The organism is Solibacillus kalamii (assembly GCF_002174535.1).
In the GTDB taxonomy this organism is placed as follows: Bacteria; Bacillota; Bacilli; order Bacillales_A; family Planococcaceae; genus Solibacillus; species Solibacillus silvestris.
Genome location: NZ_NHNT01000002.1, coordinates 629,397 through 641,135, shown reverse-complemented (window position 1 = coordinate 641,135; position 11,739 = coordinate 629,397). Strand labels below are relative to the sequence as shown.

7 protein-coding genes and 2 pseudogenes are annotated in these 11,739 nt (G+C 38.2%); 3 read left to right on the top strand and 6 right to left on the bottom strand.

The window, feature by feature from the left end:
* Positions 1-352 precede the first annotated feature (352 nt).
* Both CBM15_RS06960 and CBM15_RS06955 read left to right on the top strand, forming a co-directional pair.
* Positions 353-1,315, top strand: a complete 963-nt coding sequence (locus CBM15_RS06960; RefSeq protein ID WP_087616570.1) for a S8 family peptidase — start codon at positions 353-355, stop codon at positions 1,313-1,315.
* The gene (locus CBM15_RS06955) at positions 1,315-2,121 is read left to right on the top strand and encodes an endonuclease I family protein (RefSeq protein ID WP_087616567.1); all 807 of its coding nucleotides are present in this window, start codon (positions 1,315-1,317) and stop codon (positions 2,119-2,121) included. The genes CBM15_RS06960 and CBM15_RS06955 overlap by 1 nt, the downstream gene beginning before the upstream one ends.
* A gap of 512 nt (positions 2,122-2,633) precedes the next feature.
* Here the strand turns inward: CBM15_RS06955 and CBM15_RS06950 are convergent.
* From CBM15_RS06950 to CBM15_RS19710, 5 genes and pseudogenes are all read right to left on the bottom strand, one after another.
* A complete protein-coding gene (locus CBM15_RS06950) occupies positions 2,634-3,317 on the bottom strand; it encodes an HAD family hydrolase (protein ID WP_087616564.1) in 684 nt (227 codons plus the stop codon).
* 1,017 nt (positions 3,318-4,334) lie between these two features.
* Positions 4,335-4,859: a P-loop NTPase family protein gene (locus CBM15_RS06940; RefSeq protein WP_087616562.1), complete on the bottom strand. Its 525-nt coding sequence runs from the start codon at positions 4,857-4,859 to the stop codon at positions 4,335-4,337.
* Positions 4,860-5,087: 228 nt separating this feature from the next.
* Positions 5,088-5,282, bottom strand: a pseudogene (locus CBM15_RS19505) (cyanophycinase); the annotation flags it as partial.
* 419 nt (positions 5,283-5,701) lie between these two features.
* Positions 5,702-6,796: a glycosyltransferase gene (locus CBM15_RS06930; protein ID WP_087616560.1), complete on the bottom strand. Its 1,095-nt coding sequence runs from the start codon at positions 6,794-6,796 to the stop codon at positions 5,702-5,704.
* A gap of 164 nt (positions 6,797-6,960) precedes the next feature.
* On the bottom strand, positions 6,961-10,017 hold the full coding sequence (locus CBM15_RS19710) for a CsxC family protein (protein WP_476712819.1): 3,057 nt from the start codon (positions 10,015-10,017) through the stop codon (positions 6,961-6,963).
* A 493-nt stretch (positions 10,018-10,510) separates the two neighbouring features.
* Between CBM15_RS19710 and CBM15_RS06920 the strand changes: the two genes are divergently transcribed.
* The gene (locus tag CBM15_RS06920) at positions 10,511-10,711 is read left to right on the top strand and encodes a cold-shock protein (protein ID WP_087616558.1); all 201 of its coding nucleotides are present in this window, start codon (positions 10,511-10,513) and stop codon (positions 10,709-10,711) included.
* A 246-nt stretch (positions 10,712-10,957) separates the two neighbouring features.
* Here CBM15_RS06920 and CBM15_RS19680 read toward each other — a convergent pair.
* Positions 10,958-11,544: pseudogene (locus tag CBM15_RS19680) on the bottom strand (DNA/RNA non-specific endonuclease); the annotation flags it as partial.
* Positions 11,545-11,739 lie beyond the last annotated feature (195 nt).

Sequence of the window (11,739 nt, the reverse complement as noted above, 5' to 3'; positions counted from 1 at the left end):
TCCACGATAATCTTCATTAGTATATACACTTGCTTCGTCTGCTTTTGAGGTCTGTCTTGCACTACAACAAATTGAAACAACTTTGTTGTCTTCAACAATAATAAAACAAGGTTGCTTATAAGCAAAGTCCTCAAAGGTATATGGGAAATGGGGCTTTCACCCCCTACACAATCATTAAGATTGTTATCATGCGTGATTGACTAATAGATACCAATACTATTTTCACTTTTAAAATTCCGATAGTTAGATAAAAACACATCTATTGTAACTTTTAATAATTATTCAGAATTGTTAGAATATTATCAACTACCAAGAATACACTTAAAACTTAATTCTTTCAGGAGGGATACAAATGGAACAAAAGTTACATTTATTTCCATATCAAGTGGATGAAGTGGTCGAAATGGTCGAAGTGGTGCCAAAAGGTATTGAACTTATTGCAGCACCAGAAATTTGGGGGAACTCTAAAGGGAAGGGAATCACTGTTGCGATATTGGACACAGGCTGCGACGTCACCCACCCTGATTTGAGTGAGCGTATTATTGGCGGACGGAATTTCACTCTTGATGATGATGGACAACCTGATGTATACATTGATTATAGTGGCCATGGAACCCATGTAGCTGGCACAATTGCTGCAATTCATAACGGCACGGGAGTAGTTGGTGTTGCACCTGAAGCAAGTTTATTGATTTTAAAAGTGCTTGATAAAAGTGGATCAGGGCAATACGACTGGATCATAAATGGTATTAACTATGCAGTTGAACAAAAGGTGGATATCATCTCCATGAGCCTCGGAGGTTCTGTCGATGTACCTGAGTTACACCAGGCTATTCAAAATGCAATCACTAATCAAATTCTAGTAGTTTGTGCCGCTGGTAATGAGGGAGATGGACAGGGTTCTTCAAATGAATTTGCCTTTCCCGCCTGCTACAATGAAGTCATCAGCGTCGGATCCATTAACCTGCAACGCAGTTCTTCTGAATTTTCAAATTCGAATAATGAAGTCGACTTAGTAGCCCCTGGTGAAGGAATCCTTTCAACGTATTTAAACGGAACTTATGCAAAACTAAGCGGAACTTCGATGGCAACACCGCATGTATCCGGTGCACTTGCACTCATAAAAGTGAATGCCAACAGAAACTTTGAACGAAATCTGACAGAGACTGAGCTGTATGCACAATTAATAAAGAGAACCATTCCTTTAGGAAACTCGCCAAAACTCGAAGGCAACGGATTGCTGTACTTAACAACAGAGAAATACTTATCGGAGGTGTTCAACCATGAATTATCTGCAAAGGCGTTGAAAATATAATGAAAAAACTAAATTTGCTATACTGTGAATGGGAAACGGCCAAGTCAGACTTTTTAATAAGGAAAATCGACCCTTATTATGACGAAAAGAAAGATGAGGAAGTCAGATATCAATACTATCAGAGCATTTCATTCACAGACGCCAATCTTTTAGATAGCCTTCACACACTGCTTGAAAGAACACATACAAATCGGTTAAACTACAGCCCACACCGTTATGTGTACCCTTGGGTTGATTTGCAGGAAAACGGTTTATTAAAAAGCCTTTATTCTGGAAATAGGATGGATCCACTTTCTGTCATAGAGGAGGACATTCGGCTCCATGAAATGCAGGCAAAAGGGTTAATCAGCAACTTCTCGGATAATCTATTTAACTGTGAACATGTAGTGCCTCAATCATGGTTCGATAAAAAAGGACCGATGAGAGGAGACTTGCATCATCTATTCGCCTGCGAACCCACCTGCAATAGCAGTCGTAGCAATTACCCCTACTATGATTTCCACAATTATAACCCTGAAGGATTAATTTTAGGAATCAAAGATGGCTGCGGCAAAACTGAAGAAAGTAAATTCGAACCCGAATACGGCAAAGGAATCGTTGCTAGAGCAACACTTTATTTCCTAATTCGCTATCCAAACACCATAAAAAAAGAACTAGAGAATGTCTCTTTATTGTTAAAATGGCATCACTCTTTTCCAGTATCCATCTATGAAAAGCATCGTAACCAAGCTATCCAAGAACTTCAAGGCAATCGGAACCCATTTATTGATTTTCCAGAGATTGCAGAAAGTATCATAACAAATTAAAAAACACTAATTTCATTATTAAAGCACAAGAGAATTAGTGTTCGCTTTTTTATTAAATGAAAATAATGGGATAATTACCATATGTAGTAGGTCTAGTATTAAGGGAGATTGGTCATCTTTTATTCCAAAACTTCGTTTCAAACGGAGGTGAAGAAGATTATCCCATTACCGTTTATGAGTCTATAACGCTCATGTTAATTTCGCTACACTTATTGTAACGATTCTTGCATTATCATTTACTTTTCCAAAGAAAGTAAACCACCCTCTATACCTTACACGCTAGGGTGATTTACTAGTTCCGTCAATCGCCTTATTTGCTACTGACTGTTTAGTGTTCCAGCACTAAGCAGCTTTTTTATTTTACGATTAATATGACTTAAGTATGAAAGCAATTCCCCTTACTTTCCACTATTTAGATACACCTGCTTAACTAAATCTAAATTAGTTTATTAGATGTAATTATCTACATCCAAAGAATCAAGATTTATATAGTGTTCGGATGCTTCTATTAGCTAATCAGATTCTGAAGTGAAATAACTTAATAAACTATCAATTGAATTGATTTCTGCAAATGGTTTTATAGTTGTCCGATTTTTTTCCATTAACGGATTGTACCAAATACCCTTTATATTAGCACTTTGACATCCCCTAATATCCTTTTCTAAGTCATCTCCAACAAATAATACTTCTTTAGGCTGCAAATTAAGACTATTTAATGCTAATTCAAAAATTTGTTTATCTGGTTTGCTAAATCCCACTTCTTCTGAAATGATTACTGTTTCAAAATAACTATTTAGTTTAGTGTTATTTATTTTAGCTCTCTGCCTCTGAGTTGTTCCGTTTGTTATAATTGCTACTTTAGCTCGTTGCTTAATAGTATTTACCATATTTATAGTGCTTTGATTTATTGAAAAGCACTTCGGGAAATTATAATTCCAAAAATCTTGAATATAATTACTTGGCAATCTAAATTGTGGTGGAAATTCATAAAAAAAAGATTCAAAGACTCTTGTTTTATTACTTTTACCATAGTCTCTTCGATCATACTCTTTGAATTTTTGTAACATTTGATTTCTTTCAGAATTCTTTACATCTTCATAACACTTTTCTAAAATGATAAGAAACATGTTATTTATAGCATTATCCCTACTAAGAAGGGTATCATCTAAATCAAATATTACTGCTTTATAACTCATTAATAATCATTCCTTCCGCAATATATAGAACCTTCAAACAATATCCCATTAGTCATATCGCATACGAATTATTACCAATAAGACTCCGGCACTTTAATTTGAACTAATAATAAACTAACATTTCGAGTATTTAAAATTTGAATTCTCCTAATTTCTCCAAAAACCTTATTCAACAATCTGCCTGTTTAACTGAAGAAAGCGAAATTCCTTTTCAAGAATCACGCCATTTTGTTGAACAACTTGAAATAATCTCAGCCTCCTATTAATTACAATTGTACTTTGTCTAAAGTACCCTTCACTAGAAGCAAGTTATTTTTAAATATAGCACTTAATGAAGGGATAAACTGTAAAACAAATTAATTTTTATGGTAACATTTATAAGTAAGGGGGTTCTAAATGAATAACCAAATTATGAGAAGTCAACTCAAGAAGAAATTAGAGCTGTAAAAAACAGACACTTAAAGTATTGGGTTTTGGTTTCTTGGTTATATTATTTTTTTAAATTTATTGGATCTATTTTGAAGAGAGTTTATTAGTTGAAAGTAACTCCCCTTATGCAGATAAAGAAATAATTATTAATAAAGTCGGTAACTGGATAACAGATTCCGATACAATAAAAATTTATTTTAAGGAAAATGGATAAAGGTGGGTTAAATTTTTACAAGCTGTAACTATAAACAAAAATTATAATAAAAATTATGGGATAGACGATATTAGTAATTAAAGCTATCGCTCTTGTATTCCTAATGCATTTTGGACATCAGCTTGCTCTTTTGCCCAATCAATTGTTTGTTGTGATAAATCTACAGAGGTTACATTAAAACCTTTTCGGGCTAGGCAATCGCATTTCGCCATTACCACAGCCAATTTCAAGTAAGCTACGTGGCTTTTAAATGTTCATCTGGCCTATCACAAATGTATGGGACGTTTCTTTCTTTACCTTTGTAAAATGTATCCCAAAATTCTGTTGGCTCTCTTAACAATGAATCCAGTAATTCATATAAATCTTCATTATTTTTAACTATGGCGCTTGAAGTATTTCTTAATATATTTTGCATTATTAATAACTTTTATTTTATCTTTATATACACCATAATTATTAAAAAAATTAATTTTACCAACTTCTTCAAAATATCGATTCCATTTAAACATTTTAAAAAATATATCTAATGTTGGTTTGTAATTTGCTTTCTCTATTCGAAGTTTTTGTTTAAGAAACCTCTTTATAATTCGGTAAGTTCTGATTGAATATTTTGTATCTAAAAATAAAATTAAATCTGCACTATTAAAACAATCGCTTACCCAATCTTCATTGTGTATTCCTTCAATTATCCAATTGTCTGATTGTAATATACTTTTTAGATACTCTTCCCTTTCTTGTTCAGTTCTTCTTTTATCTCCGGACTTATGCCTTATCCAAACAACATTGTCTAATTCGTAATACGGTATATCTAACCATGAAGATATTTCTTTTGCTAAAGTTGTTTTACCACTTCCCACTGATCCAATAATATGAATTCTCTTGTAAATTGCCTTTTTCAAAATACACTACCTCCATAAGATATGTTTATATAGACATTTCGCTTATAGAGTTGAATTTACCTCTTATGATTTGAAGTAGTAACGCTATTCCACCTTCCCAATTATAGGTTAACAACAAATTTTTGTTGCTCCTCAAACTAAGCGGTTAATGAAAACAAGTGCTTATTCTTGTTACAGAAGGTACATTTAATCATAAAATTCTAGATGCGCCATTTCCACTCATCATAACTAGAGTGTTTCATCCATTTTCTGAATCTTTGAGGGGGAAATTAAATATACATTGCCAAAAATGTCGATTTTGTCTCCCTTCGTACGTACAGCGCAATCTTTGTTCGACGCATAAATATTTATTTCTTCCGATAAAATAGACAATTCGTTTTGAACAAGCGCTATGTTATTTTCAAGATCAAAGTGAGATAGAACCACAAGTTAGGCAAGGAGGTGCTTCCATATGAGGGTAGTTTCCGTTCAACCGAGCGTGACACGTTCCATAAGGGTTGTCCATCGCATTTAGCTTATGATCCTGCCATAAGGCATCCAATATGTCAGTTGGAATATCTTCTCCTGCTTTAATTTCTTGTACTTCACCGTTAGGTTCAACAATGGGCCCATATTGTTGAATAAAGCAAAATGATATTTACATATAATGCAATCGAGATTATGAAGGGTTACACTTAAACTAACGGGGCAGTTTAGTTTAATAAGAATTGATTATATAAAATAACAGCCTTATCAAGTTACTTGATAAGGCAAAGGTTCACTCTTTTAAAAGCGTATTAAGTGTTGACATAACATCCGGATTAGGAAGTGATAATTTCCGGTCATTTAAAGCACTTAGAAGATTATTCACTTCTATTTTTAAAATAGGTTCTGAAAAACTCTTCGTTTTTTTTCACATTAGAGTCGTTCGGTCTATATATTTTAGCTTTTTCATGATGTTTTAAAGATAGTTCGACATCTCCTATTTCCCAAAAACAATAACATAGCTGAAGATGTGGGTACCAAGTAGAGTATGCGATTTGCCTAAATCCTTGATGATCATCTTCCTCAATTTCAAGAGCTAAACGGTACCATGTTATGGCCTTTTTAAAATTCCTCTTATTTGTATAAAGGTCCCCTAGTCGACAAGTAACCTCTGGTCGTGGTAAATCATAAATAAACGACATAACCAGTGATTCTTTTTCTTTTTCAGCATTGCCAAGATTTCTGTAACACATCGCCATGTTTATACAAGCGCGGATTTCATCTTCAATCCATCCCTTTTTAGTAGCTAAAAACTTTTCGTAAAAACTTATCGACTTTAGAAACTGAGCGTGGTCTTTTAATTCATTCGCATAGTAAAATAAATCCCTTGGTGTAAATTCTTCTCCCTTTTCCAGACGTTTTTCATATATTTTAAGATTTCGATCACTTTGAATAGATTGGTTCTTTTTATCGGTTTTACGATGAGTTATTGCTATATCAGTAGGGAAAATAGTACCATGAACATCTAAATATTCATGGACGGGTCCAACCCATTTAAAGTTCTTCACTCTTTTAACTAAACGGTTTCTTCTATAACTAAAGGTTGGGTTGCCATATTCATCAAAAGCGATATTGTAAATCATTGAATAAGCATCAAATGCAGAATCAAGATTGGTTTTTAAAATTTTGAATTTCTTCAGATCCTCTATAAGTAAAATATCATCAGCATCTAACCATAAGATATAATCCATTGTGGCATGACCAAATGTAAAGTTTCTGGCAGCTGAGAAATCATCAATCCATTTAAAGTCGATAACCTTTTCAGTGAATTGCCTAGCTATTTCCTTTGTCTTATCTGTCGATCCTGTATCGACAATAATCATTTCATCACATATTTCCTTTACGCTATTTAAGCATTGATATAATACTTCTTCCTCGTTTTTCACAATCATACAAAGAGTGACTGTGTGCATAATTTATCACCTACAACTTTTGATGAAATTTTCATTTTATAAACTCCCTTAAAGTAATTTGGATATACTGAACAGTGCCAAATAAGGCATAGGCACTGTTCAGTGATTAAAAAACATCAGCGCTATAACATCAAGTTGAAGATGGATAATTTTGTAATTTGTGACTAATCCAATTTTTTAATAACGATAGAAGCGTTTACGTTAGTTTGTGTGCCTCCTGCCAAAGTTTGGAGGGTAACTGCTGCTGCAGAACTATGATTTCTAAGGGTAAGAACATCGCCTGCTGCAAGAGTCAGTATTACCTGACCGTTGTTTTGCTGTGTGCCGGCACCCGACCCGTAGACTGTTCCCGCAACCTGCGCACCATTTAAAAATAGTGCAAATTGGTTGGGTTCTACACCCGACACGGAGAAAGTAACCTCGTAGTCTCCCTGTGTGGTAACTAATATTTGAGAGGTTCCTGGTGCATGCATAATTCCAGGTGTAATTACTCCATTCGAATCAAAAATGACATCAGCCTCTATAGGCACTACTTGAGCACCTAGGTTGTAAATATACCCGTATTCGGCTAACCCTGTTCCTGTTGCTCCTGTTGCTCCAGTGTCACCTGTTGCTCCTGTTGCTCCTGTTGCTCCTGTTGCTCCTGTTGCTCCTGTTGCTCCTGTTGCTCCTGTTGCACCAGTGTCACCTGTTGCTCCCGTTGCTCCTGTTGCACCAGTGTCACCTGTTGCTCCCGTTGCTCCTGTTGCTCCTGTTGCACCAGTGTCACCTGTTGCTCCCGTTGCTCCTGTTGCTCCTGTTGCACCAGTGTCACCTGTTGCTCCCGTTGCTCCTGTTGCACCTGTTGCACCAGTGTCACCTGTTGCTCCCGTTGCTCCTGTTGCACCTGTTGCACCAGTGTCACCCGTTGCTCCCGTTGCTCCTGTTGCTCCTGTTGCACCAGTGTCACCTGTTGCTCCCGTTGCTCCTGTTGCTCCTGTTGCACCAGTGTCACCTGTTGCTCCCGTTGCACCTGTTGCACCAGTGTCACCTGTTGCTCCCGTTGCTCCTGTTGCACCAGTGTCACCTGTTGCTCCCGTTGCTCCTGTTGCTCCTGTTGCACCAGTGTCACCTGTTGCTCCCGTTGCTCCTGTTGCACCTGTTGCACCAGTGTCACCTGTTGCTCCCATTGCTCCTGTTGCACCTGTTGCACCAGTGTCACCTGTTGCTCCCGTTGCTCCTGTTGCACCAGTGTCACCCGTTGCTCCCGTTGCACCTGTTGCACCAGTGTCACCTGTTGCTCCCGTTGCACCTGTTGCACCTGTTGCACCAGTGTCACCTGTTGCTCCGGTTGGGCCGGTTGGGCCGGTTGCTCCCGTTGCTCCTGTTGCTCCAGTGTCACCTGTTGCTCCCGTTGCTCCTGTTGCTCCTGTTGCTCCAGTGTCACCTGTTGCTCCCGTTGCTCCTGTTGCTCCTGTTGCTCCAGTGTCACCTGTTGCTCCCGTTGCTCCTGTTGCTCCTGTTGCTCCAGTGTCACCTGTTGCTCCAGTGTCACCTGTTGCTCCCGTTGCTCCCGTTGCACCTGTTGCACCAGTGTCACCTGTTGCTCCCGTTGCTCCTGTTGCACCAGTGTCACCTGTTGCTCCCGTTGCTCCTGTTGCTCCAGTGTCACCTGTTGCTCCCGTTGCTCCTGTTGCACCAGTGTCACCTGTTGCTCCCGTTGCTCCTGTTGCACCTGTTGCACCTGTTGCTCCCGTTGCACCTGTTGCACCAGTGTCACCTGTTGCTCCCGTTGCTCCTGTTGCACCTGTTGCACCAGTGTCACCTGTTGCTCCCGTTGCTCCGGTTGCACCTGTTGCACCAGTGTCACCTGTTGCTCCGGTTGCTCCTGTTGCACCAGTGTCACCCGTTACTCCCGTTGCACCTGTTGCACCAGTGTCACCTGTTGCTCCTGTTGCACCTGTTGCACCTGTTGCACCAGTGTCACCTGTTGCTCCCGTTGCTCCCGTTGCACCTGTTGCACCAGTGTCACCTGTTGCTCCCGTTGGGCCGGTTGGACCTGTTGCTCCCGTTGCACCTGTTGCACCAGTGTCACCTGTTGCTCCCGTTGCTCCTGTTGCACCAGTGTCACCTGTTGCTCCCGTTGCTCCGGTTGCACCTGTTGCACCAGTGTCACCTGTTGCTCCCGTTGCTCCGGTTGCACCTGTTGCTCCTGTTGCACCAGTGTCACCTGTTGCTCCCGTTGCACCTGTTGCACCAGTGTCACCTGTTGCTCCCGTTGCTCCTGTTGCACCTGTAGCTCCGGCTGGTCCTGTTGCTCCGGCTGGTCCCGTTGCTCCTGTATCTCCCGTTGCTCCTGTATCTCCTGTAGCTCCGGCTGGTCCTGTTGCTCCCGTTGCTCCTGTAGCTCCAGCTGGTCCTGTTGCTCCGGCTGCTCCTGTAGCTCCAGCTGGTCCCGTTGCTCCGGCTGGTCCCGTTGCTCCGGCTGGTCCTGTTGCTCCTGTAGCTCCGGCTGGGCCGGTTGGACCAGTGGCTCCAGTGATACCTATTTGTTGAGTTTGTAATACTTTTACAGTAAGATTCATAACCAGTTTTTCGGTCAACGTGCTAAAAGTTCCCTCAGCAGTTGTCGGTGGCGTTGTGGCAAAATCAAGTTCAAAGAAGTTTGCGGCTACTAACTCACCGAATGGCTGTTCATTGTATTTGACAAGATTTTGAAAGAAATATTTATCCAAGCGAGCATCTAAGTTGGTTTGATCATTAAGGAAATTAGCCTCGGTGGTTTCAGAAATACCTATTATTGGGAAGTCAAGGAAAGTTGTAATATCTGAAAAACCACTAAATGGAACATCGGCAATTCGATCTTGAAGTGGTGCATTACATAAACCCGTAGCATATTCAATATTTTTGCGGATATGCCCTGATACAAATAATTTAGCTCTTGTAACGTTGAATAAGTCAGATCCGTCAATAGGTTCAAATGCAACGGGAACAAGTTTTATCTGATCTAGAAATACATTTTTTTTCACACGCTTTATTTCTGTTGCTGCTGGAGAAAGCGGAATATTAGCTTCTACAACAATTTGCAAGGTTGGTTCTGCTAATACAACTGGTGTTTTAATGGTTCGGGTAACACTTTGTGAAAGTGTAGTGTTTAATGGGATTAGTTCTGTTGATGACAGATTGGAACAAGCTGGGTCAAAATCTTGGTTAGTGCTGTTAGTCTTTTCGTTATCACTCATAAAACTCACTCCTTATTTTATTTTAACTACATGAATATAGTATTCATTCATAGTAAATAAGACAGGGCAACTGTAATAGTCATATTTCTCTTTTTAAAAATTTGTTTCCTTTTTTTAATACTATTAACATATATAACAGGATTCATATTGTATAAGATAGGACGTAAAATCGCGTATAAGAAGACGGGACCATATCAAGTTACCCTTTATAAAACGGCTTTCCATAATCAATCCACAACTTTTACTGTTACTGGATTTTGTAGATATTACTCATAAGAAAAATCGAGAAACATGATTTAACAGTATTTCATGTTTTTGCCGGGTTAGACAAATGTAATTTTTTGTTATATACTGTATATAATAAGAAACAACAATAAATTCACCTATTACAAAATGTATTCGTGTTTTATTTAGTACTTTTTGTAATATGTGAATTTTTTTCTTTTTGAGGAATTGTGATCTTATTAAATTTAATTAAATGGAGGTCATTTAAATGACACAAGGTACAGTAAAATGGTTTAACGCAGAAAAAGGTTTTGGATTTATCGAAGTACAAGGCGGAAACGATGTATTCGCTCACTTCTCAGCAATCCAAGGCGACGGTTTCAAATCTTTAGACGAAGGTCAAAAAGTTGAATTCGGAATCGAAGACGGTCAACGTGGCCCACAAGCTACAAACATCGTAAAACTTTAATTTTAATGATGTAACTATAAAAAAAGAGAGGTATCCTTTTATTAGGATAGCTCTTTTTTTATTTACTGATAACAATTAATTAAATTAGGTAAATGTATGATTCAATTGTTATCTTTGCTAATAAAAAGAAGCAGCCATCATTCCTTTAGGAACAATAAGCTGCCTTTCCTCCATGTATTTTTATTGAAATCTTGTTCTACTTTTCTTTCTCTATAGCCTCTGATTCTGCTTAAAAGTTCTAGAATTTTATTCCCCCACCATACCATCATTATCTCGATCATCCATATAAGGATATAACCAATGATCACTTGTTATTGGCATTTTGAAACCGGCTGCTTTTGCTTCTTTAATTGATACCTGTCCGTTCGTTTGTATCAACACTTGAAATATCATTGTTCGTGTTTGAATTGAACTAGTTGAATTGGATGGTGCACTGCCTGTTAAACCTAGTGATGCGTTTACTTCATCAGGGTTCACATTATCAAAATTATCAATGATTACGTTGCCATTTAAAGTGTAGGTATACTGATAATTTGAAGGAATCTGTGTGTCTGTATTCGGATATGTGATAATTGCTTCAAAATTAGTTGCTCCACCGGCTTTACGGTATTGTCTTCCATATAAGCCTGATTACCGTGTCGGTTAAGCGTACTATTTTGTGGGGTAATATTATAAGCATTCGATACCCCTCCAAGTGAATCAGCAATGACATGTCCTTCATCTAAAACATCACTTTCGACACCAGGAACCTTTGCTTCATCAGGATAATATCTTCCAGACGATAATACAGGTTCGTTATGGTCATCTTGTAGAATGATTTCGTTAGCAATGAGGTTCATCCAAATTAATCCAAAAGCCTTTTAATAATTTACAATAAGTCCTTTGAATTCTTATCCAAGAAAAGCGCCCGATCATGGAATAAGGGATCGTCATATTCGTGTGGTTTCCTACCTTACATACAAAGAAGTTCCCAAATACGATATTGGGAACGGAAATGGACTGTAATTAATGTTACCAAACGACTCTTT

Bases quoted from the DNA above. Each gene is read 5' to 3' on its own strand.
- CBM15_RS06960 (WP_087616570.1), top strand. From the start codon at position 353: ATGGAACAAAAGTTACATTTATTTCCATATCAAGTGGATGAAGTGGTC.
- CBM15_RS06955 (WP_087616567.1), top strand. From the start codon at position 1,315: ATGAAAAAACTAAATTTGCTATACTGTGAATGGGAAACGGCCAAGTCA.
- CBM15_RS06950 (WP_087616564.1), bottom strand. From the start codon at position 3,317: ATGAGTTATAAAGCAGTAATATTTGATTTAGATGATACCCTTCTTAGT.
- CBM15_RS06930 (WP_087616560.1), bottom strand. From the start codon at position 6,796: ATGCACACAGTCACTCTTTGTATGATTGTGAAAAACGAGGAAGAAGTA.
- CBM15_RS19710 (WP_476712819.1), bottom strand. From the start codon at position 10,017: ATGAGTGATAACGAAAAGACTAACAGCACTAACCAAGATTTTGACCCA.
- CBM15_RS06920 (WP_087616558.1), top strand. From the start codon at position 10,511: ATGACACAAGGTACAGTAAAATGGTTTAACGCAGAAAAAGGTTTTGGA.